Origin of the sequence: Acinetobacter pittii (assembly GCF_022449185.1) — a bacterium.
Classification (GTDB): Bacteria; Pseudomonadota; Gammaproteobacteria; order Pseudomonadales; family Moraxellaceae; genus Acinetobacter; species Acinetobacter pittii_I.
This window is the reverse complement of the sequence record NZ_JAKUKO010000001.1, coordinates 929,355-955,474: the sequence shown is the minus strand read 5'-3', so window position 1 is coordinate 955,474 and position 26,120 is coordinate 929,355. Positions and strand designations below refer to the sequence as shown.

General features: G+C 30.7%; 13 protein-coding genes. 10 read left to right on the top strand and 3 right to left on the bottom strand.

Annotated elements, in window-relative coordinates; all coding sequences use genetic code 11:
• Nucleotides 1-31: 31 nt before the first annotated feature.
• From MKX14_RS04450 to MKX14_RS04440, 3 genes are read right to left on the bottom strand one after another with little or no spacing between them, the layout of a single operon-like run.
• Nucleotides 32-4,663, bottom strand: a complete 4,632-nt coding sequence (locus MKX14_RS04450) for a hypothetical protein (protein WP_169329353.1) — start codon at nt 4,661-4,663, stop codon at nt 32-34.
• A 41-nt stretch (nt 4,664-4,704) separates the two neighbouring features.
• Nucleotides 4,705-9,930, bottom strand: coding sequence for an ATP-binding protein (locus MKX14_RS04445; protein WP_240281872.1), 5,226 nt, complete (start codon nt 9,928-9,930; stop codon nt 4,705-4,707).
• The gene (locus MKX14_RS04440; RefSeq protein ID WP_119056960.1) at nt 9,917-10,939 is read right to left on the bottom strand and encodes a ComEC/Rec2 family competence protein; all 1,023 of its coding nucleotides are present in this window, start codon (nt 10,937-10,939) and stop codon (nt 9,917-9,919) included. Before MKX14_RS04440 ends, MKX14_RS04445 begins: the two co-directional genes overlap by 14 nt.
• Before the next feature lie 441 nt (nt 10,940-11,380).
• Here MKX14_RS04440 and MKX14_RS04435 point away from each other — a divergent pair, with 441 nt between their 5' ends.
• The 10 genes from MKX14_RS04435 (at nt 11,381) to MKX14_RS18310 (ending at nt 25,456) form a co-directional block, all read left to right on the top strand.
• A complete protein-coding gene (locus MKX14_RS04435; protein WP_240281871.1) occupies nt 11,381-14,962 on the top strand; it encodes an AAA domain-containing protein in 3,582 nt (1,193 codons plus the stop codon).
• 876 nt (nt 14,963-15,838) lie between these two features.
• A complete protein-coding gene (locus MKX14_RS04430) occupies nt 15,839-16,597 on the top strand; it encodes an HD domain-containing protein (RefSeq protein ID WP_169329351.1) in 759 nt (252 codons plus the stop codon).
• A 4-nt stretch (nt 16,598-16,601) separates the two neighbouring features.
• The gene (locus MKX14_RS04425) at nt 16,602-17,405 is read left to right on the top strand and encodes an alpha/beta fold hydrolase (protein ID WP_169329350.1); all 804 of its coding nucleotides are present in this window, start codon (nt 16,602-16,604) and stop codon (nt 17,403-17,405) included.
• A 392-nt stretch (nt 17,406-17,797) separates the two neighbouring features.
• Nucleotides 17,798-18,688 carry a hypothetical protein gene (locus tag MKX14_RS04420; protein ID WP_169329349.1) on the top strand — a complete coding sequence of 297 codons (891 nt, stop codon included), beginning with the start codon at nt 17,798-17,800 and terminating at the stop codon, nt 18,686-18,688.
• 4 nt (nt 18,689-18,692) lie between these two features.
• Complete coding sequence (locus MKX14_RS04415; protein ID WP_169329348.1) at nt 18,693-19,208, top strand: hypothetical protein; 516 nt, start codon at nt 18,693-18,695, stop codon at nt 19,206-19,208.
• Nucleotides 19,209-19,218: 10 nt separating this feature from the next.
• Nucleotides 19,219-20,388: an iron-containing alcohol dehydrogenase gene (locus MKX14_RS04410; protein WP_125698730.1), complete on the top strand. Its 1,170-nt coding sequence runs from the start codon at nt 19,219-19,221 to the stop codon at nt 20,386-20,388.
• A gap of 5 nt (nt 20,389-20,393) precedes the next feature.
• Nucleotides 20,394-21,413, top strand: coding sequence for an acyl-CoA/acyl-ACP dehydrogenase (locus MKX14_RS04405; RefSeq protein WP_125698729.1), 1,020 nt, complete (start codon nt 20,394-20,396; stop codon nt 21,411-21,413).
• 12 nt (nt 21,414-21,425) lie between these two features.
• The gene (locus MKX14_RS04400) at nt 21,426-23,969 is read left to right on the top strand and encodes an aminotransferase class III-fold pyridoxal phosphate-dependent enzyme (protein WP_169329346.1); all 2,544 of its coding nucleotides are present in this window, start codon (nt 21,426-21,428) and stop codon (nt 23,967-23,969) included.
• A gap of 9 nt (nt 23,970-23,978) precedes the next feature.
• A complete protein-coding gene (locus tag MKX14_RS04395) occupies nt 23,979-24,974 on the top strand; it encodes a DUF2156 domain-containing protein (protein ID WP_169329345.1) in 996 nt (331 codons plus the stop codon).
• Nucleotides 24,971-25,456 (top strand): flavin reductase family protein, encoded by a 486-nt coding sequence (locus tag MKX14_RS18310; RefSeq protein WP_216076452.1) that lies wholly within the window; start codon nt 24,971-24,973, stop codon nt 25,454-25,456. The genes MKX14_RS04395 and MKX14_RS18310 overlap by 4 nt, the downstream gene beginning before the upstream one ends.
• Nucleotides 25,457-26,120 lie beyond the last annotated feature (664 nt).

Here is a 26,120-nt window from a genome sequence, read left to right as displayed (position 1 = left end):
ATAATTTTTAAATAAAAACTATAAATTCTGGCTATTCAGAATAAATGTAGATAGAGTTTGGAGGTTCACTACCAAATAGTTTTTTGCTTCTTTCTTTTTGCCATTTTTTACAACGGTTTTTAATGTCATTAGTAAAACTTTGATAAAAACTATCGAAAAGAATATTTTTATTTAAAATAGATTCATTCCATGTATAAAATCTAGAGTCTACAATTTTTGTAAATAAAATCATATTTTTCCAAAATTCTTCATTATTTTCTGTAGATACCATTTGTTTAAACCAATATTTAGACCAGATGTTTCTTTCGTACATATATAAAGATGCGTTGTAAGCCTCCCCAATTAGCCCCTTATAATCCTTATATTTATCAAATATTTCTTGAGATAAAGAATTTTCATCTAAACATCCAGCAACTAGAACTCCTCTAGCAATTTGAGATGGTTCTACGCAATTAATTTTAATATTAATATAATCATAAATAATAGCTTCATTATGATTTACTATTGCTGCCAAAACATGACTATATATTTCTTCATCTGAAAGCGCTTGATCAAGTATTCTAAATCGATATAAGTTTAAACCTTGATTTTTACTACCCCAAATTGACATTTGTTTTAGTGGAATTTTTTCCGGACCTACTATTATATTTATAATAGATTCACTATTTTTGATTTTATCCCAAAGTAATTGAGATTTGTGAGGATCACTATTTGAATAAGCAGATGCTAGTAGTAAAATAAAGTTATAAAATTGCGGTATATAATTTTTTGATAAATTATAAAAAATATTAAACCATTGATTTTTCAATTCTGGCGCTGAATTTAGTATAGTTGAAAACTCTTCTGGTAACATGCCATTTAAGAGAATGTTAGCACCTTCAGATTTTAGATAATCTATATAATTTTTAAATTCTAACTTTTGATCTTCCTGTCTTTTTTCGAACTCTCCAGCAGATTCAGAAAGTAACTTTAAGTGTTCTTCTAAGTTAATTTTATTTTCTCTTCTATCAATTAAAAATATCGAAGCATTTCTTTCATGTAATGATAAGTTTTCAAATATTTCTAAAATTGGAAAATTAATTTTCGTATCAATTATGCTTTTAAATATATAATCAATGGTATAAGATAATTTTCTAAGTCCTGTCTTAGAAAGATATTTATTAGCAACTCCGAATACACAAGGATCAATATTTATTATAGCAGTTTCTTCAGCAATTAAATTGTTCTTTGCTGACAATAGCCATAATGATGACCCATAAAATAATTCATGATTATTATCTGTTGAACTAACTGACCAATTAGTATTAATAAAAATATTTAACAATTCAATATCTTCATATAATAATATTGATTTAAAAACCTCAGTTCTTATAAATGAATTATGACTCAGTATATTTTCTTTTAAAATCTCCCGAAACTTAATATTTAATTTTAATTTTTTAATGTTTACATAGCAAAGTAAATTAAAAATTTGATTTTCTGATAATTTTCTATCAAGAACAAGATTAAATTCTTTCGATGATACAGCTGTCATAATTTCTATAAGATTGATAAATACCATATTTTCTTTTTTGAAATTCAACAAAATTTCAAGCTGATGAATTGGTTTAATATATGGTAAACACATCATGACTAAAAATTGGTTAACAAAATTTTTATCATTTTCAGATAGTTCATCAATTATATCAAACCCTTTATTTAATTTATGAAAATTTAATAATTTATCGATATGCTCTTTAGTAAATAAAACATTATGCTGATCTATATTTATTACTCCACATCGTAAAGGATATTGTTTTCGACATAAAATATTAGTAATCAGTTTTCTATATTTAGATATAATTTCTGATGATCTAAAACGTGCCATCCCGGTTTCAATATCATGTAGTAGAAGACTTTCTGAAGTCTGATTTAGATCATTCCAAATTTGATTAACATCAAGTTCTTCACATTTTTTAGTTGTATTTACAATATTTTCTGGTTCAAATGACTCCGGGTCACACGGATCAGTAGAACAATAATCTTCAATTCTTCGCCATCCTCCTGAGTGAGCATTAGGCCTAAGTTTATTTATAATCTCTTCAGCAATATTTTCATCTTCAGAATCCCCTGTTGAATAAAGCACTCTAATATAAGCCCATTTTGCGATATCTGAAGTATCTGAAGAGTTTAAAATCTGTGCTTCATTTAATAATTGAGTCCTTGTATTCTCCCAATCAACAAGGTTGTATCGAATTAAATTAATAAATTCTTTATTTGGAGAGCTATAACTTGAATTTAAACTGCAACTAAAGCTCCATTTAATAAATTCTGGTGCAAATTTGGCTAAAGGTTTTCCCGCTAAGATATGGAATGCCGTAATAACTAATGTATCAATATCTTTTTCATTTTCAGTTAATTGAGTAATTAGTCTTTTTTCAGTTGTTGATAGTCTGTTTAATTTCTCTGAAATTTCGATCTTATATTTTTCAAATGCAATTAGGCGATCATTAGCATCTTTTTTTGAAAAATATGAAAGTTTTTTTTCTGGTGATAATGAGTAATATTTCAACCATTTCTGTATCTGCTCTTCGATACATGGCCAAGATTGTGAAGTATGTGGGATACAAATAATCGACTTTTCAATCCAATTGTAATTTGGTTGATTGCCACCATTCAAACATAACTCTTCTAAAATATTTATAAAATCAGAAATTTTCCTTTCAACAATCGTAGCAAAATAACCAAGGTATGACTCATCGGTATTTTGCAGAGAAACAAAACATGAAACTAAAGCCGTAAGAACCTCTCTAGAGTAATAATTAGGTTCAAATATCAATATTGTAAGACTAGAAATAATAATATCTGATGTCTTATCTAATGCATTTATCGGTTCAATAATTTTAGCTAAACCATCATCCAGATTTTTACCATTTCGCTTCATTCTATTTAGTTGAAGAATGATTTCTAATCCTAGTGAAAAACATAAACCTTCATCTCTTAACTTATATGAATCAAGATCATCTTCCACAACTTCAAAAAAACGACCTTCAGCAACAGCATTGAGATTTCCTTCGAAATGATTCAGATCATCTTTTTCATCCTTGACCAATCTGTTTATAATTTGTTGTGCGTGATTTTGAAGGCTTTTTAAAAATTCAGAATATGATATTTCTTCATAATTCTCTGATTCCATTTGTCTAATGTGTTCTAGTAATATTCTATTGACATCCAATTCATCAATTTTCTGAATTTTTTGTTTTTCGAATAAACTTAGAGAAATATTTAATAATCTGGGATTCAATAAAGAATCTGCTACACTATCTGTAAGTAAACTAGGATTTATTCCCTTTGAGATTAAAATCTCGTTTCTTTCGTCTTCAGACCAATCTGTTACTATTACTGTTCCATAATTATTTATAATTTTTCTTTTGACTTTTTCATTAAAAAAAATGGTCCTTGATGTAACTAAAATTTTTACTTTCTTTTTTTCAAATAAATGCGAAATTTTATTGATAATAAGAGGCCAATCTACATTAGGTTTTTGGTTTATTCCATCAATAGTAACTAATAGATTTATATCAGTTTTATTTGAATCAATTTCCCACCTTTTGAACCTCTCTGACCATTTTTTAAAGGCGATTTCACTTTCTTCATCATTTGTTTGTTCAAGAATCTTTTTTATTAAAAAAGATTCTAAATCATTCTTGCTTAATTGGCTAAAATCTTGAGCAGTCAAAAAAACATGTAAGGGTTTATCCTCAAGAAGTAACCAACTTTGTGCAGTAACCCATGATTTACCTACACCTTCTTTTCCTAGTATGAAATTAATATCTTCTGAAAATAAATTATGATGAATTGTATTAATTAGGCTTTCACGAGGTAATAATTTCGGTAAATTTGGATCATTAGGAGCTAAAGATTGACCAAAACTATGTTTTGCTGCTTTGTTATTGGAAAATGATTCTAATAACCATTCTTGGTTCTTTTGTAATAGACACCTTAGTTCATCTACTTCTATATCTTTTTTTCTATGAAAAACATGACATTCAAAAAAAGTATTAATGTAATCGAAGTCTAGTTTTTCAAGATTCTCTGCACCAAAATCGTTATGGTTTTCATTATGAATAATTATTGCTTTTGCAATTTGTTGAGAATGATCTTGATGATAAGTGAAAACGACTGAACCAGATATTCCTTTAAAATTATCTTTTTTTTCTACTAAATTTGGATTTGAACTTGAATGGCGATAAAAAATCAGAGATCCGAAATCTTTAGGTTTATCTAAATCTAAATTAATCCAATCGTTATCCTTCTCATTGAAACCTCTTGCAATATATGAGTCGGTATAAATTTCTTCATTGATGATTAATTTATCAGTAGCCCTTTCATTAACCTCAATAATCGTAAGATCTTTATTTTTATCACAAAATATTTTACTAATACTTAGTTTTTCTTGACTCCCTTCCTGTAATAAATGAATATTTTCCATAGTGAACTCTTTGGGGCAGGTTCTACAACAGCCATCTTCTTTATTTTTGTAAGGGTCACAATTATCTTTTTGGTCACAAATACTATGTTTAGATGTTATGACAAATGATTTTTTCTCATCATGTGATAAAAAAAGATACCCTGTAGATTCTGCCTCTAGTGTTTCAACTTTGATTAAGCTCTCTTGATTCATAGTATATTCAACTAGATAAATATTTGATAAAAATTAATTGCTCAGCAACTTTTTACTTTTTGGAAAAAGTTACTTTGTTGAAGGGCTGCACTTTTTCGATCACCATGATCAACTAGCCAATCAATAATTCTTAAAAATTTTTGTCGTAATTCTATTGGCATCATTTGTTCCTTATCTATAAAAATTTGGATAAGGCTAGATATCCTTTGATATACGTAGTCGTCCCAATTTAATACTTCACCTGAAGAGATTAATCCTAAAATTTGATCAGCATATAAATATGATGGATAATTTTGGATTGATCGTTCGCACAATTTCAAGAATAGAAGAATAACATCTTTAATCCAACCTACTGCTCTAACATACTTATCAACTAAAGGTAAAATTGTACCAATTTCAGTCCAATCACCATTTACGAATCTATTGGCTAAAGGCGCATCTTGATCTAGTGACACAAACATCAGTGATTTTGCGATTTCAGATAAGTCGAGTCCTGAAATTTTTCCACTTCTATAACTTTTTTTATCAAAACACGATACTTTTAAAAAACGATCCAAACATAAATCTAAAACATCTAACGCATTGTGAGGAATGTTCTGTGCATCATAAATATAGCGACAAATATAATTACTAATGAATGGATTAAGCAACTCCCAACAAGTATCTGTTCTAAGATTAAGAATTGGTATAAGGAATTGTGAGTTGATTTCTTCTGTAGGCAATATTCCAACAACTCTTACTAAAGCTCTAGATATGCTATGATTCCATTCATGAATAATATCTTTGTCATCAACCCTTTGATTTTCTTCAAGCCAAGAAGGTTCCTGTTTTTCTATAGTCCATTCTAAGCAACTTTTTAAAAAATTGAGAATATAGGTTCGAGAGGTATCATGAAGTAGTTTCTCAGGTAGTAAGTGAATAATTTTTTCTGAGAACTGATAATCCCATTGATTATCTGATTTTACCCACTTTGAATAATTTTTATGAAGACCTAATCTAGGCTTATAGCCCACTCTTTGCTTATTTATTATATCAGTAATTCTTTTATCTCTTTCTCTTTTGTTTTGAATTGTTTGTTCATCCAGTTCTACCCAAGGAGCATCAGGTATTGGTAGTACACACCAATCATTTTCTGATTTTAAGTAGTTTTTCAGATGTTCATATACTTGATCTACTTCTTGTTTTGCTTCGGGATACTTATCCAATCGATAAAATCGATATTTTAAATTATTCTTACATAGAGCAAATGAAAAATAAATTGCTGTCCAAGTGAATTTAGGATTTATATCAAATAATTTCAGACATTCTTTTAGAGAGATTAATGAAATTTCATGACATGGGCTCACTACAATATCTAGAAGATTCATAAAAGTGAAATTATTCATAGTGTTATGAATAATTTCACTTGCTAAAGCCTGAGCAAGAAACTTCTTCGGATGAAAAGTTAAGGAAGCTTGTGGACACCCTACTTCATAAGAACTATAAGGTAGTTGGACTGCTTGATTTAAAATATCACGAGCCCACTCTAGATCGTCTTCTTTACTATTTGCTCTAAAGACTAAGATCATCGTAGCTAATGCACTAAAAGCATTTTGTTTCATACTTTTATGCGTAGATGAGCTTTCTTGCACATCACAAGCATCTTCAAATAAGTCTTTTTCTTCTAAATCTTTGAATAACTTAATGACTGAATCTATGGTGTAATTATTTTGAATTGCATTAGCTTCTAATGATTTTTCAGCCCAATATGCTACTCCAAAATATGTGGCAAACTCATTCAGTTGTTTATACTCTTTCGATTCAGATTGCTTTCTATACTGAGGATGATTAAAGAAAATACCTATTTGATTCTCATCTATTTTTTGAGAAAAGTAATTTTCGAAATTGCCATATTCAGCGTAATAAGCAGCTCGCTGTTCTAAAAAATTAATTATTGATTCATCTACCTTCTGATGTTCAAAATTAAAAGGAAGATCAACTTTTAAATTAGATAACTTATCTTTTGTAAGTTCCCTGAACTCAGAATTTATAAAATAATATTTTAATAAAAACTCTAAATTTAATTTATGGCCTTGTCTATTGAAGTTGTGTCTGACAGCTTCAATATCATTTTGATATTTTGATTTATCTTGAAGAGAGAATAAAGTTGTACTAGGTTCTTGTAAGCATTGCTGAAAACGATATTTATCTAATTCTAAAATTTTAAAATTAGTAACAACTGGCAATATAGAATTAGAAACCACTTGCTTATTAAGAGCTAAAACACTTACTACACCGAGAATTCCAACGGACTCATTTCCTGATGTAATTTTATGAATGAGTTCATCAAAATCTCGCCCTTGTTCTAGCTGTTCAAAGCACCAGTTCTCTAAGACCATAAAGGCCGATGAAATCGCATTATTTATCCAAACAGTTTTTTTCCAGATATATTGCTTTTCATTTCCCCAAAATTCTTGTACTCCCCAAGGAAATTCAATAGTAGTTGGTATAGGTGCTTGTTCAGAAATTTCACATAGTTGTTTCCATGCTTTAATAGCATGGTTAGATAGATCACGTATGAGCTGTAATGCATTATCTTCTGAATGCTTCAATAGTGAAAAAAATGGCTCCTTTAAAGGTGAGCTAGGATAAAAGTATTTAGATTCATATTTAATTGATAAATTTTCCCAATCCTTTCTCTGAATTTGTTGATATGGTGCTTGATGAAAAAATAAGGCACGACGATCAATCATTAATTGTTCTTCTTTTGATCTTTCTTCTTCAGGTTTAGCCAGTAACTCTTGATAATATTGCTTTGTTCTTTGATAGCTTCTTTCCTCACGTTCTATACGTGTTTTAGGCAGTTCATCTAATAAAAATTTTAGCGTTAAATCAGCAAGTAATTTTGGATGATGTTGTGAAATAAGGGATGAAGCACCTACTATATGTGCATAAGTATCTCTAGAAACTTCATTTTCCAAAAGTAGAAAATTTAAATATTTTTCCATATAGGATGGATTTGAATGTATTGAAACCAAAATTAAGTTAATTAGACCCAACTTAAAATCTTTTAAGTTAACTATTTGTCCCCAGTCGTTAGATCTTTCTTTTTGAGAAATTTCTAAAAGCCAGTGAATTGATACATCCAAAAGCATTTTAGACATTTGATTTGAGGGTATATGAATACCTAAATATTGCCAAACTTCAAAAATCTTCAGTATTTGAGGATATACTTTGGGAGGTATGCTTGGGATTAGCTTAAAAATATATTCTAAAAGTGTTCGCCATAGTGAAGCATCAGATGGCCAAGGATATTGAATAGCCATCTCTAGTTTATCAGACTGTATTAATAATACAGGATTTGCTTTAGTCTTCTCTGCTTGAAACCATGTCAATAACTTATTAAAGAGATCAAAATCATTTTCGAGTAAGACTTGTGTATATCCAATACTCAACTCAATGAACTTTGGGTATCCTATTGGTCCAATCACCCATGCTCTTAACCATTGTGATCTTAGCTCTTTAAATTTTGGGTTTTCTAAATGACTAATCCACTGATCGTCAATAAATTCTCGTTGAGCAAGCAATTCTACAACCCTACTTATATAAGGAGGTTGTCCAAAGCTTTCTATTTTATTCAACCAGTCTTGTTCTTCTTCTAAAAGAAGATAAAGTAATGACCATTCATAAAATATGTCATGTGTAAAATCAACAGTAGAACTTTTAGAATTTACATGAACTATCCCGTCAACAACCAAGCTATCTAAAACATCAATAGGCTGAATCTCTCTACGCTTGACACTCTTACTAAGGCTTTGAGATTTAAGTTCAGAAAGTGTTTTTAAAAAATCTTGTCGATTATAAGTAGATTGACCAGTTTCATTAAATCCGCCTCGTTCCCACCATGCATCTATTAATTCTAGTTCTGACTCAGGTTCAAAATTATTGGCTTTTAAACTGGTTAAAACTTTAGCAAAAAAAGGACGTCTAATGATCTCTCTGACTTTACTATCACTGAATAATAGCTTCTGAATGCCAGGAATTTGTTGAGCTAATGTATAACAATCATCATCACTTAAAAGATCTACGTTTAAGGTTTGGATAGCTATATTCTTCAATAGAGCACCGACCCATAGTTTTAATGGTTCAAGTCCAGTGTCTCTTAACGTAGTAACGATTTTCCAATTGGTTAAATCGTGATTATTAAAAATTGTAGTAATTAACTCTTCAATGATTGGTTTACTATTTTCACTAATTCTGTCTATACCATCAATAAAGACAATAGGAACTCCCCCAACGGCTTCCAAACTTATTAGCCACTCTGAAATTGAAAAACTAGGTAGTCCAACTCTAGATAGATATTCCAACCAAGTATTACTTCCCGTAAGTTGATCTGATTTAATGAATAAAGATGGTAGATTATTAGCTTTTGACTCTGCGATTTGTCTTAGTAGAACTGATTTACCTGTACCTGACAAACCTGTAATTTGTATAAATCTGCCTAAATTTAATTTATCTTCAAACTCTTTATGTAATGCAGGTCTAGATAACTCCACCCCATCAATTATCTTCGGAATTAATTCTAAACTTTGTCGACTAATATCTTTAATTTTCTGTATTTCTGAAATGTAAAATCTTTGATCAAAAACCTTGCATTCAAAAAATTGATTGATTTCACTGAAATTTAAAGTATCAAGACATTCTGCTCCAAAATCATTATGATTTTCATTATGGACGATTAGTGCTTTTGCTGTTGGGTAATTTTTATGATGTGTAAAAACTACAGAACCCGAAATTCCCTGAAAATTTCTTTCTTTTTCTATCAAATTTGGTGTTGGATTTGAATGTAAATTATAATATATAAGCGTATTAATGCTTCTAGGCGTATCCAATATTAAGTTGGTCACCCCTGATTCTAAGTTATTAAATCCAGAAGCTAAATAGAGATTGCTACAACTTTTTTCATTAACTATTAGTTTATTGGTAGCAGTTTCAATAACATGTATAATTACTAAATCTTTTGCTTTCTCATAATAGATTTTTTCTATGTGAAGAGAAACATCATTACCATTACTAAGTAATTGAATTTTTTGAGTATCAAACTCTAGTGGACACGTTCTGCAACAATCTTTAACTGAACTCTCAATAAGATCACAAGTACTTCTGAACTCGCAAATACTATGCTTTGATGTGATGACAAATGATTTATTGTCATCATAGGATTTGAAAAAATATCCACTAGATTCATTTTGGAGTACTTTAACTTGTATTAGATTACTTGTATTCATAATAAAGTGTATTCACTCCATTAGTCGGATATGTTTCATTAATACTAAAACCTAGACTTTTACACTCTTCAATTTTTACTAATAGATCAGAGCTATTTGAGCTTAAATGAATAGTTGGATTATTATCGAAACTTAGAATTCTAGCTAAGGTAATGTTATTAGGATGCTTATTTTTTGTTTCATTATCTGCACACAAGATATATTCAGTTTTTCCAATAAGCTCTAGTAAATCGATATTTGTATTATGTTCACTACCATGATGTGAAATCTTTACCACATCAAATCGATGTTTTATAAAACCTGCGATATTTAAACCTTCTATAACATCTTTAGCATGAGCATCCCCTAGAAAAAGCCCCGAGAAGTTTCCATATTCAATGATTAATCCTATACTTGATCTATTTGTAATAGATGTATCTTTTACAAAACTATCTTGACCAGATTGTATTTTTTGTAAAGCTTCTGCAAGTTTTATTTCTTCAGTTTTCGAACTTGAAATTTGTTTTTGCCTTTTCTTTTCTTCTTCTCTTTCTTTTTTAGCATCAGCGTCCTTTAACATTCGCTCTAGGATTTCAGCTGTTGGTGTTATTGCAGTTAACTTAATATCTTTAAATATTAAAGGAGTAGAATTTCTGGTCAAACATTGAATTTGAATTCCACGTTCTTCCAATAATTTTTGTCTAAGAATATTATCTTGGTTATATGAGATTTGTTTCTGTGAGCTTTTTATAATGTCAGGAATATCTTGGAGGCTATTAAAAATAATAGTGTTAATTTTAATAGAAGTATCAAGCAAAAATTCAAATCCACCGATGTGGTCATCATCATTATGAGTGACTATTGCTATATCAACAACACTATTTCCACCTATAATGTTTTCTATATTAGCTAGTACATCTCTACGAGCTTTGAATAATTTTGGACCACAATCGATCAAAATTTTTGAATGATCAAAATCAAGAAGAAGACAATCTCCATGAGTCGCATCTATTACATGAATTTTTAACATTTAATATTTGTATAAAATAATGATTTATAAACATTTTATCAATTTATATTAAAAATGGAATCAATTTTAAATGAAGTTGATGAAGTTTTTTACATTATACTTTTATATGATTGGTAACACTTTGTTTTATATACATAAAATTTAACAAGAATTATAAATTAGACGTCAGGTGAACATAAATTAAATAAATAGTAAATGATATTCAATTCATTAATTCTGATCTATGATGAATTTTACTCTATATCGCAGTCAAAATATATCTTACATGATATTTACTTATGTTTTAATTAGGTAATTGCAATGAATATACCCATTTTCCACACTTTGTAAAAGACAAAATATTTCGTCAAATGTAGATATAACAGACATGTATATTACGTAGTGCCTAATAAAATCTTATCTATATGATAGTATTTATTTAAATAATAATTTGAGTTAGCAATGAGTTTAGATCAGGAAAATTTACTTAAAGCTTGGCAACGTTTCATAGAGATTACAGGTTGTGAAAAGTCCAAAATTCCTGTGATCGGTGTTAATAACTGCCAAAATATTATTTTTAAGGACTCTGATTTAATTGAGAATGTTGACAGCCATGGTGTATTTATTGAATTGCATCCAATGCAAATTGCACATCTCAAAGAAAAATATGTAACTTTTGATGAAGATCTAAATGCAGAGGTCATTCGAGACCAACTTTCTTTTGCATTTCCTTTGCTTACGATGCACAAGAACCGCGAGACATTTTATCTTCCCTTATTCATCGTAGAACTTCCTTCGGATTTTTTGGTGAGAGATGGATTCACTGGGTTTGATATATCTTCAAATCTACCCGATAGCATTAAGGTGAATATCTCTGTACTGCTGAATTATTTTGATGTTGATATAGATCAAATTGATGAAACTCGTAATTTCATTGATATGATTAATTTACTATGCGATACCAAACACTCAGACTTTAAATCAGTATATGAAGGTTTCTTAAGTTGGGCAAATGAGCGCCTGCAAATGAAGAACAATAACTTCAATCAAATCTTTTTGGCTCCAAATACAAGTGGACTAATCTTTTCAGTTATTAATGATGATTTAAGCAGTAACCGCGATCTCGAGGACTTTAAATATTTATTATCAGAAATAGAAAAAACTGATCAAAGTAGCGAAAACTATGTGTCAAAAAATTATCCATTACTAAATATCTATTTAAGTAAAACTAACAAGAACCAATCGATTATCAAAAGCTGTCCAGTGCATGAGACCAAAATTTATGGCCTATTTGAGCATGAATACTCATTAGGACGTGGACAGTTTCAATCAATACAAGCAGCCAATATAAAACCTGAATTACCATTGATTGCAGTTCAAGGTGCTCCTGGTACTGGTAAAACCACTCTATTCAAATCCTTAATTGCTCAGCAAATTACTGCTCGTGCACTTTCAATTATTAGTGGTGAAGATAAAAATCATAATATGTTGGTATGCTCTACAGCGATTAAAGCTGTAGATAACGTCATTGCCGATCTAAGAGCAGATGAATTCACAAAAGAATTAAGTTGGCTTTGGTTTCATGGCGGTTCAAAGCAAAAAATAGAAAATGAAGTCAAAAACCGATTAGAGCCCTATATTTCGCATCTTGAAGCGAATGAGTTTGATCAAAATAAATATGATTCTCTTAAAGCGAAAATTATTGCCGGTAGCATCGAAATTAATAAGATTGCCAACCAATTTCAAAAAGATTATCAGTTGCTCCAAGAAAAAAAAGCATCTGTTCCATTCATTAATCCTAATAGCGACTTAGATCCCACAGCACTTCGTGAGGACTTGAGTAAATATCAGATGGAGCTTGGTGAAAAGTTAGATACTGAATTAAAAGATAAAGGATATTCAGATGCAATACTTGAACAGCGCCAAAATCAACTTAGTTTTGAAAATAAAAAATTGTCTGAACAAATTGATGAAATCAATGTTGCTATGGAGTGTGTAAAAAACTTATTGGCATATTGGCCAAAAAAATTCTCACCTTCACAATTCGCAGATTGGATGCTGAATAAAAAAGTACGTGGTAAGTTCACATTATCTTTTGGTGACTTCTTCAAACTTCAATTTTTAAAACTGGTTACAATGTTTTCTCCAGCTAGAATTAATCTTTTAGCCTCTTGTGAAGTATTGAGTCGATATGATGAGTTAAGTGAATTTGAAAGAAAACTCAACCATGGAACTGAGCAACTTAAAATATTGAATATACTTCACCAGACATCAATCAATTTTAATGCTTTTATAAACGCTCATAAGCAATTTAATGAAAGCTTTAAAGGATGTCAGGACTTATCAGATGCATTACGTTTAAAGGCGGTTGAGTTAAATCGCAAGATGTTTGAGGATTCTGTACAATTCCTTTACCAAGAGCAATTGAAGCGTAAACCTGAACTCATTGAGGCATTATCTCATTGGTCAGCCATGTTACTTGGTGGAAATACCCCTACTCCTAATTTTGGTAAATTCATCAAGCAAAGTAAAAATTTTTATAATCTCACTTCATTGGCGTACCCAGTTGTTGCGTCTACATTAGCTTCAGCACACAAAATGTCTGGTTATAAGAAACTTGATCATCTTAAAGGCATAAAACCTTGGAACTTGGTATTAGTCGATGAGGCTGGGATGGTTTCAGTAGAAAATCTAGTTCCAGTATTGTCACGTAGTAATACAGCGATGATCGTTGGTGACCCCTTACAACTAGAGCCAATCCGCACAATCTCAAAACCATCTATTCAAAAAATCTACAATGAGTATTTCCTTAATCATGACGAGGAATACAAAATGCTTGGTCCCGGTCAGGTTACAGCATATCACCGAGCAGCTGGAACCTTAACTGGTGAAATCAGCGATATAGGTGATGGGATCATTTTAGATGAGCATAGACGATGTCAAGCTCCGATCGCGAAATTGTTTATTGATATTGCTGAATATAAAGATCTCAGTGTCACTACTTTCAAGCCTAAGGAATCAATCGAAAAAGCCTTCAATGCATTTGGTGGGCATCATTTGATGTTCTACCATGTCGATGGTTCAAGGTCGATTGGAAAGACAAACCTAGATGAAGTTCGTGCCATTGGTGAATTATTAAATCAACTAGAAAAGGCTGGTTACAACCTGAAGGCTGATGTCGGTATTATTACACCGTATGCGGATCAAAAACGCTTATTGTTGAATGCTTATGGTAAACGCCTTGGATGTGAATTTGAAACTCGTATCGGTACAGTACATCAATTCCAAGGTACTGGCTTTGACGTGATTATTTATAGCCCAGTGATCTTTGAGGAATTGGACAGTCCATCTTTTCAAAACATACGTCCAAACATGCTTAACGTAGCCGTATCTCGTGCAAAACAGCAGTTTATTGTGGTTGGTAACTACCACAAGCTTAAGCAAACAAATGGTCCATTAAAAATAGTCGCTGAACGCACGTCTTCAGATTTCTATCTAGAGCTTGGTAGCCAGAGCCCAAGTTACCATGATCTTTCAATAAGCTTTGCTGTAGAAAAGAACATCTATGATGCTCAACATATCAAAGCATTTGAGTACTACCTTGATAAAGCGGAGAAATCTGTTGTGATTGTAGTTCCATGGATTCGTAAACCACACAACGTACGAGTCCAAAAACAATTGGATCTAATCAAAGCAGCTAAGAAACGAGGTATCAAGGTGACGATTTATTATGGTTACAGCAACTTAGAAATAAATCAAAAAGATGACAATGATCAACAGTTGGTCCAAGAGTACATCAAAGCACTCGGTTCAGATAATGTTATCCGTATTCCACAAGGCACTCATGAGAAGGTTCTACTGGTAGATGATCGATTATTAGTGATTGGCAGTTGGAATTGGCTTTCTAACGCATACTACAAATGGTATGAAACTCAGAATACCACGCAGACCAATTTAGCGATACGACGTGAGACTAGTATCATAATCATGGATAGAAAGATCATTACAGACTATAAGGCAAATAATCTGCTCAATGTGATCTAAATAAAAATAGAGTGAAAATCTTATTCTATAGGAATGATGTTGATTGCGACATATTCTGTCGCATGATATGGCTATGTGTTGTCTAAAATGACTAAATCCTACAATTTCATGAACCATTTTTTTAATTTAAATTAAAATACTTTGTAATAGATTAAATTTTATAAAGATATTAATAATTTCACTTAAAAACTGGAATTTAGGTAAACATAAGTTAAATAAATAACACCTATCATTTTGTTCATTATTTTTGATATACATTAAACCTCGACCTGCTCTTAGTCAAGGTGGTGAAGTTATTTGATTATATTGATAACAGAATCTATGGTAATAGATGAAATTGATTATGGAACAACAGAGCCTAACGAAAACTTCCAAGACACAGGTATTTCACGTAAAAGTGTTGCTAAGAAAAAATTCTAAAATTGTAGCCTCACTAATTTATACAAAATGTCCAATTTCGATACCGACCTATCCAATGGCTCTTTCATGTAGAAAAACATCTCTAAAAACAAAGCTACTTTGGTTGTACAAGAAATGATTAGATCCGTTATTAATAGTAGCCTTAATGCATTCCCTGCTAAAAGCCAAAATACTAATTATTATCTAAATAATAAAAAATATACGTTCTTTAAATGTGTAAAAAATATTTAGAATCAACAACTATAATGTAGCCAAACTAAATAAATTACCTTATACGGTACTCATGTCATTTTACTTATATATAAGAAATTAATTTTAAATTTTTTAGCAATATTAGGTATTTAAGATAAAGAATGATGAGAACAGTTATCAAATTTAAGTATATTTAATAGACAATATTGACAGACAGATCTGTATGAATTAATTTAGAGTAAATGCTCTAAATTGGAAAAAAGAATGTCTATAAAAAAAATTGGTAGCTTTGAATGGATGCAATCAACAGATGGTCATCTCACCACTAAAGAAAAACTTAAACTTCTAAATGAAATTCTTTTGCCTAGTATGCTGGGTGTTATGAAGTCTCAACTTCATATTGGGAGTTCAAAAAGCAATATAAATTTAAAAGATATAAAAGTTCCTGATACTAAGATTATTGTAGAAGCGATAAATGAGCTGAATGAAAAAGCTCCAGGTACTCTTATCAATCATTCATGGAGAACTTATTTTTGGGGTGCTGCGATAGGCCTTCAGGATCAAAGAAAATATGATCCTGAAGTTTTATTGGTAGCTTCTTTGTATCATGACATCGGTCTTACAGATAATCATAAAGAATCAAAAGGTTGTAGATGTTTTACATATGAAAGCTCAATGCAATTTGAAAAAAAAGCAAAGCTCTTAAATTATGACGAAAACAAAATCAAAACTGTCAAAGATGCTATATGCATGCATATGAATGGTCATATTGCTGAAGACAATGAATCTGAAGTAATTCTTCTTCAACAAGGTGCATCCTGTGATGTAGTCGGGGATAAATTATTTACCTTATCAAAGGATTATAGAACGGAAGTTCTAGAGAAATATCCACGTCTGAGATTTAACTCAGAATTCAAAAAATTATTAGCAGAAGAACGAAAAACTGTTAAAAGCTCACGAACAAAATTCTTATCACAATTAGGTCTACCAGTGATGATTTCCATGAATCCATTTGGGGAATAAAGCCATGAATGAAAATTTTCTTTTTAATAATAAGTTCCCTGTTACAGTAAAAAAATTCGAAGCAGGTAAATCTACATCTGAAAATATAACTTTTATATTATTGCCTGCAATTGGTGTACCAATTAAAAAATATCAAAATTTTATAGCTGAACTAAATAGCTATGGATTTAACGTAGTTACTGCAGACTATCCTTGTTGTGGAGAAAATCAACCTCACATTGAAAAAGGCAAAGACTACGGATATGCGGATTTAGTAAAGGATTTTGTGCCTCATTTAATCAGTTCTGCTGATACAAAAAATATTATCTTACTTGGACACAGTCTTGGTGGGCATTTAGCAACTTTATATGCGATCGATAAAACAATACCTGTCATAGGAATTGCAACCGGTAATATTCATTATAAAAATTGGGATGGCCTGGGGAAACTCACTATTCTGAAAGCTGTCGGCTTATTTAAAATTTTAACAAATTTATATGGTTACCTACCAGGCTATAAGATTGGATTTGGAGTTAAAGAAGCTAAGACTTTAATTAAAGATTGGTGCCACACTGCCCTTACAGGTAATTATAGCTACTATTTAAATAATGATAGTTTATCCGAAGCCAAGGCTTATTTTATTAATATTAAAGGTGATGATTTTGCCCCCCTGCAGTCAACAAAAAAACTAGCCGAAATGTTTAATAATTATAAACTTGAAAGTATTGATTTAGGAGAAAATATTAAAGGAAATAAACATAGTAGCTGGCTTAAAGATCCCCAACAAATAGTGAAGGGAATTAAAACAAATATAGGTGAGTTATGCTAAACAAAATTCATTTCCTTAAAAAAGAGAGTTTTTATCTTTTTTTTATTTCAATCATTTTAACAATAATTTTATTTAACCAAATAAATATTATTTATTATCTAGTCTTTTTTTTATTGATTGATTTAATCGGATATATACCAGGTAGAATATGGAATTTATTAAAGGGTGACAATGATACCGCAAAAATATTCTATAAACTTTATAATCTATGTCACAACTTTGCCACCATAACAATTATCAGCCTCATTTGGCTTTATTTCGTCAAGAATGATTATAGTTTTATTGCTCTATATACGCATTTATTTCTTGATAGAGGTTTACTTGGTAATTTCCCGAAGGAAGAAAAAGATACATTTAAAACCCCAACAATTAATCTAGTGGATTGAGTTACTATGAATTTACCTGGTTTTTTATTAGAAGCTACTAATATGAAAGCAAAAGTTGAAAGTAATATTTTGAATGATTGGTTTACTACTAAAAGTACTGAAAATAAGATAGGTACTTTTAAGGAAGATATCCAATTAAATAACAAATATTTAGAAAATTCTCTAAAACAAGAACTTAGCTTTAAATCATTAACAGAATTTTATGCTTCTAAAGCAATTCTAGATATTGTGAAAATAGCACCCTCATTAAAAGAATATGATTTTTTAAACACCCTATTAATTGATGAAACTCACCATAGTTATCTTTTTAGAACTTATCTTAAAGATAATGGCTTATTAGCCCTTACAAATCCTTTAGAAGAGATGGCTGAAGTACTAAACCATTCTCATCAACAAGTTGTGATTCCTTTCCAGGATTTTATTAAAAAATGGGTAGTTGATAAAAACGATTTTTATGCGGGTATTAGTATTATTACAATTATTTTGGAGGGGATCCTTGCACCAACAGCAGAATTAAGTGAGGTTAAATGGCTTCCGTTTTATAAAAAAGCATCTGAAATTCAGAGATATGCCAATGTTGATGAGGTTAGGCATTTAACCATATGTGCCGAAATTCTTAAATCAAAAGTAAATACTAATCCAGAAATTAAAAATGGTCTTCAAGAATGCATCCATGAAGGGTTAAATATCTGGAATACCTCTAATATTCAAAAAATTATTTTACAAAGGGAATCTCTTTATCAGCAAGGGATAGAAGAAAATCAACACTTAATCGAAGATTATTATTTAGTTGATGGAATATTACTTAAAGATACAACCCCTGAGATGCGTCTTGAAATTTCAAACTCAATGGTTCATCAAATGCAAAAATCACGACTCGAGTATATAGGGATTTAACTTAATGATTAAAAATAAATTAGTTAATAGAGCTTCTACTCATATTGTCCATTTATATTTAAATAGTAGTTTGAGAATTATTGGTAATATTTTAGATAAAGCCAGTAAAGAAAACTATGCACTTAAAGAGCAAATTGAAGATTTCAGAGATGGGGCTAGAATTTTATTTAAAATTAATTATTTAAAAAATGGATATATTGTTTTACAGGTCTGGAATAACTCTTTTCATCTTATTAACGAAGATGAGAAATCTATTACTGATTACGACTTGGCGATCATAGTTAAGCACCCCATTCTGGCGTTTAAAATATTAACTCTCCAAGAGAGCAATACAGTAGCTGTAGCAAATAATAGATTCTTAACAAGCGGTGATGCTTCGTTAGCTATACGTTTTATCAATTGTCTAGAAATTGTTGAAGCCAATCTCTTACCTTCATTTATTGCTAAAAATATTGTTGCTAAGCATGAGCATATTCCAATAAGTGGAAAAATTAATTTTATAAAAAATTTAATTATCTGAGATATAAATAATGTTTAATAACTATGAATTTTTTAGCCCTGTACGAATTCTATCAGGAATAGCAACGCTTAAATGCTTACCAGAAATCATTCATAAGCTTGATGGATCTAGTGTTTTCATCATGACAGATAAAGGAATTTCAGCAGCGAATGCGCATGAGCCTGTAATAAATGTCTTGAATGAAAATACTATTCCATTTGTGATATTCGATGATATTCCACCAGATGGTAGTGTTAATGCAGTCTACAGTGCACGTGAACTGTATGAAAAGCATAGATGTAATTTGATCATTGCCATTGGGGGTGGATCTGTAATTGACACTTCTAAGGCATTAAATATTGCAGTCACTTTACCGGGTGATCTCGAGAAATATCTAGGTGTAAATAATCTTCCACATAGATTAAAACCGTCTATCATCATTCCCACAACTGCTGGTACTGGTTCAGAAGTTACTGCTGTTGCAGTTGTTGCAGATAAACATAAGAAGCTGATTTTTAACTCACCATATTTAATGGCTGATTATGCCCTACTTGATCCGCTAATGACGCTAAATTTACCGTTGTATATTACAGCAATGACAGCAATGGATGCTTTAACACATTGCATCGAGGCATATACTTGCAACGGCAGAAATCCGATTTCATCTGAACTTGCCTTCTCAGCCATAAAAAAGATATTACTTAACCTACCTATAGTAATGAAGGACTCTCAAAATCTTGAATCAAGATTGGCTCTAGCAGAAGCATCTACTATGGCAGGAATGGCATTTTCTAATTCAATGGTTGGTTTAACACATTCTTTAGCACATGCATTAGGTGTTAATTTTAAAGTCCCTCATGGTTTGTGTTGCAGTATTTTTCTACCACATGTCTTAGAGTTCAATAAAAATTATATTTTAGATGAGTTAAGTGAACTCTCTTTACTTTTTCTAACAGAAAATGAGTATAAATCCAGCAGCAAACAAAACCGTGTAGAACTCTTAATCAAGAAAATCAGTCAATTAAAACAAGAGTTAGAAGAAATGTCTAAACTTCCTTCTAAGCTTAGATCAACCAATAAAGTGCAATTAGATGATTTTAATTTTATTGCAAAAAAAGCCTTGGTTGATGGCTCCATAATTTATAACCCCGTAAAGCCTACAAGGCATGAAGTTATTGAAATCTTAGAAAAAGCATGGTGATATAAATGAATATAATGCAAGAAAATAATTCTGACCACATAGTAGTTAAAGATAAAGTAAGTTTAAAAGAATATCTGCAAAACAATAAACTTTTATCTGTTTCTTTAAATACTAAGGCAAATGAGTCAAATGAGTCTTTAAAGTCCCTTTCTGACCTTATTCGTAAAAATGCGGCATTAGAGCCAAGTTTGGGAATAGCTTTAACTATGCATCACCATATTGTTTTAGTTTTAGCTAAATATCCAAAGATATTCAGAAATGCATCTCAGATATTGAAAGAAGTGATTCAAAATGAAGCATTGGTCGCCTCTGCTTTTGCAGAAGGAAATGCTGGCGTAGATGTCTTTAATCCTTCTTCTGAAATCACTATCACCAATGACTCTTTCATCTTAAATGGTCAAAAGAAACCTTGTACTTTATCAAGTATCTCTGACTTTTATGTCTTATCAACAGCATTAGACAATAAACTTAAATTAATTAACTTACCCTCTAAAAGAGAGGGAATTTCAGTACAATCTTTTTGGAACTTAGATGTTTTCAAATATTGTGATAACCAAGCAGTAATATTTGAAAATGTAAGTTTACAAGAAGAAGAGCTTTCCTCTCTACAAGATGATGAATTATCACTGTGTTTAATTTATGGGTTATCTTTATTTAATTATTTTGCAGTAAGTGCATATATTGGCATAGCTGAAGAATTAATGAATAATATTCCAGAAAATTTATCTAATATTCCAAATATAAAAATAAGATTAGTTGAATTTACTAATTTGAATACTACCCTCTTATCTCAAATAAACAATATCTGCTCTGAAAGTATTCTTACCGAGCAGAGCTTAAGTGAAGTTCTAAATTTGAGATATTTGGTAGAACAAAATTTAGATAATATTAAATCTTTTGTTCTTCAAAATATTGGTGGAATAAATGTAATGAAAAACCCATCAATTTTAAAATTAGTTAATCATATTGAAATGCTTAAATATCATCCAACAGGTAAATTTCAATTTTATAAGCAATTCGTTTAAAAGAGATAAAAAATGTATAAAATTAATGAATATCGCCAAAATCTTCTAAATAAATTTAAAATTAGCCTTAACCCTCAATCAGCTAAAGACAATATTTTTTACTTGTCTAATGGTCAGATTGCTTATGATTATTTAGCGCAATACGGGGCTGTACCTTTTGGTCATAATCCAGAATTTTTAAAAGAAGCCATTCAAAATTATTTTTCTTCTAACCAGGCTAATTTCATACAACCTAATATTCATCCTAAAGTTGAGGAGTTTGCTACAACTTTAATTGAGTCAGTTAATTCCAATCTATATTCCAGATGTATAACCACGAACAGCGGAGCTGAAACAGTTGAGGCTGCACTGAAGCTGGCTCGTATTAAAACTGGTAGACGTAAGGTCCTTGGTATTTTTAAGGGCTTCCATGGTAAAACATTTGCAGCCTTATCTGCGAGTGGATCAAATCGCTTCAAAATGCCTTATATTCATGACAGTGATAGTTATGAATATGTGAATTTAAATGATACAGATGCCTTGATCAACAAATTAAGCACGAATGAATTTGCTGCTTTTATTGTTGAACCAGTATTAGGTGAAGGAGGAATGCTTCCAGCTACATGTGAGTTTTTAAAACTGGCTGTTGAACTCTGCGAGAAACATGGGACTATGTCCATTTTTGATGAAATTCAAACTGGCTTGGGACGGTTAGGTGATATTTGTGCAGCAAAGAAATATAAAATATTCCCAGATTGTATTTTATTTTCAAAGGCATTAGGAGGAGGAATTGTACCTATTGGTGCTGTAATTTATAAAGAACAATTCTATGATTTTAATTTTGATAAGAAACATAGCTCTACATTTGCTAACAACTCCCTTTCTGCAACAGTTGCTCTAAATGTTATTAATCATTTGAATAATACTGAGAACAAAATATATGAAAATGTGAACAATTTAAGTAAATATCTAGATGAGCGCATAAGAAACCTTACAGATCAACATTCAGATATCATTAATTTTACTGGTCAGGGATTAATGCGTGCTTTTGAGTTTTATAATAAAGAGGCTCAACAAAATATATTGATTAATTTCTGTCAAAATAATGGCAGCCTAGCTTATATCATTTGTGGTTTTCTTTTGAAGAACCATAATATATTTGTAATGCCTCTATTATCCCAACCATGCTCAATTCGATTTGAACCTCCTTTAAACATTAATTCTCATGATATTGATCGTTTTATTAATGCCTTGGAAGAAATTTGCAAAATAATTAAGAATGGACGTTATGATGTACTGTTTGGAAATTTGATAGATATAGATAAAGATTCTTTACCAGATTTGAGTATTTCATTCCCAGTTTCTTATGTAGATGACACTAAAATAGCCGAAATTAACTATAAAACTGTAGATAAAAATTTAAATGCAGGTAAAACATTTGCTTTCTTCATTCATGCTACTTCCGCTGAAGATCTAGTAAATACATTCCCTTATTCGATTAAACAAAATTTTAATGATAATCAACTGCGGCAGCTTGCAGATGAAATTCTGGATATTGCTCGAATCGATTATAGCCCAGATGTAGGCGCTTTTTTTAGTGTATACAACGATAAGACATATGCAAATGGAATGTTTATCTTTTCCCCACTTAGCCCAAAAGATATGATGCGGCTGAATGAAAAAGAGAAACTAGACTTAATGCTTGAATACCTACAAGTCGCTGAAGAAAATGGTGCTGAGCTGGTAGGACTAGGCGCATACACATCTGTAATCGCTAATGGTGGGACTAGCATTTTACCTCATGCCAATAACCTTACAGTTACTAATGGGAATTCACTTACTGCTCTTTCCACAGTAGAGAGCTTATTTTCACTAATTGAAGATAAAAATGTAGAAGATGCATGCGCGGTCATTGTAGGAGCAAGAGGATCCGTAGGGAAAATAGCTGTTTCAGGAGTGGCTCACAAATATGGCAATTTAATATTAGTAGGCCGGCCAGGAAGTGAATTAAAAATTCAGCAAGAAATTATTCCTTATTTAATACAAAGCTGTCTAACTACAGATTATCAAATTTCAAAAAATTCCTTTTTTGACAAATTGAGTTCTTACCTAAGTACTACTGATTATAAGAAGATCAATTTTGATAAATTAGTTGATGATTTTCTTGAGTTAGGACTCTCTCTGGAGGTCGATTATCAAATTGCTTTCTCGAAAGCAGATGCAGTCATTTCAGCGACAAGTGAAGGAAAAGGCTTCCTCAATACTAAATATCTAAAAAAATCGGCTTTAGTATTTGACGCTGCCAGACCATTTGACTTTGTAAATGATGATGATTTCAAAATCTATGAAGGTGGTCTAGTGAGACAGCCTAATGAAGTATTTTATAGTGACTGCAATATGGTAAAAGCCCCAGCTGGGATTAATTTAGCTTGTTTATCAGAAACTATTGCATTGGCTTTGGATAATACAGAAGAACATCAAAGTATTGGGAAAAGTATAGATTTCAAAAAAGCAAGCAACATTTTAAATATTGCTAAAAAGCAAGGCTTTAAGTCTGTAAACTACAACGTAGAATAAGAGTTAACTATGTTTTCTATTAGATCCTTACATACTAATGAATTAATTGGTACAGAACTTCTAGACCTTTGCGGAAGTTCTGTATCTCCTCTACTTTTTGAAAAGAATCTCACTTGGTTTATATCTGATAAATCCGCTATAGCTTTTTTTCAGTATAAAAATACTTTGATTAGCGTGGGTGGAATCCTAGCAAGTCAAAATGATAAAGAACAAACACTCAAAGACTTTTTGAAGTACTGTAAAGACAAGAAATACCAATATCTTTTTCTACATTTTCCTAAAGAGGATATTCCAGTTTTCGAAAACAACTCATTATTGATTAATCAATTAGGAGCATCTTATACAATTGATATTAAAAACTACTCACTTGAAGGAAAAAAGTTCCAGCAGCTGCGTAATAAAATTAATAAAGCAAAAAAAAGTGGTGTTTCAGTAGAAAGAATTGATGATCAGGCTAATTTTGAAATCCTTAAACCTAGACTTAAAGAAATCAATAAATCTTGGTTAAAAGGCAAAAAGGCTAAACACTTAACGAATTTGGTTACTGATTTTGAAACCTTAAATTTAGATTCCGGACTTCATAAGCTCTATACAGCTAATAAGGAAAATGAGGTCATCGCATATATTATATATAGTAAAAACTTTGGTAAGTTTAAGGGGTGGTTTCACAACATAACTCGTAAAGCCCCAGATACTCAAGATGGAGTAATGCAGTTAATCAATCAGAAAGCACTCAATGAATTAGAGGATTTAGATTATCTGAATTTTGGTTTTACACCTTTGGTAGAACTACAGCCAAATTTGAACTTTAATTCCTCCCCTACTTTTCATAAGATAATGAAATTTATGGAAAGTAAAGGTGGTGTTGTCTATCCTGCTCGTTCACAACGGCAATATAAAATGAGCTGGCGACCACAGATAATTGATTATGAATATATTGCATTTCCACAAGGAAAAGCTATCAAATCTCTTTTGACCCTATTACGTTCAACAAACAGTATATGAGTAATTTTCAAAAATTTAAGGACACCATGAGTTTTTCCTCTCATGGGGTTTCTTTATTTAGCATTAAACCTCGAGACAACCATATATTAGGTACAACTATTACTTCTTTTATGAGTGTCTCGACTGAACCTAATTGTTTTTTATTCTGCCTAAACCAGAACCTTAAGGTGAACAATCATCTTGATGTAAAAAGTTTGATTAATATACATTTTCTTAATAGTAAGCAGCAATATATCGCGGAAATATTCTCGAACAAGCGTGATGTAGATGCTTATAAAGATCTGTTTACTCTGGATGAGTCTAATAATGAAAGATTATTTTTAAAAGATTCAATTGTTGATATTTTTGCACAAATTAGATCAATTAGTCCTATAGGTTCTCATAATATTTATATTTGCGAAGTAATTAATAGTGATATAAATGAATACGTTAGCTACAATCCACTAATTTATTACAACAGAAAATATACTTCTGTAAAGTAGTAGTGATTGTTGTCATTATAAATGATAGCTGTAGGCTTTTTTAATTAAGTTATTAAAATTAATTCAATATGCTCAAATTAGTTGAGCATATTGAATTAAATTAAACTTATTTTGATGCCATCATTTATTATTGTCTGATGATTGAACGTAAGAGAGCTATAACAAATAGCTTTTTATAAATATAACTTTACGTAAATTTGATAAAAATTTAGAAAAATTGATCTAACCCCAAAAATATTGAAATTACTTGTTTTAGAATTTTATTTGAACAAAAATCTCTACTTCATGAACCATCAATATCTAAAATTAAAAATAAAAATCATAACTTATTATTATTATTCATCTATTTTTAAAATTACCTTGTGAACTAGATTTTAGGTGAACATAAGTTAAATAAGATATGTAGAAACCTACCTATATATGATGCTGGCTACTCTGCATTGCTACTACGCCGTTTATTCTTTACTACGGTAAATTCGCAATCTGTTGCTCAGGCAACTTACTAGCCCTTAGCGCGCTTAACGACTTAAACTGACTAACCCTATTTCTATTTTTAGCCAGATTAATTCTCTAGGCAGCCTTCTACAAAGTGTAATTACATTTTTAATTTGCCCTAGCAAGCTGAGCGATTCACTACATTCTAAATTGACGATCTGTATTCTGG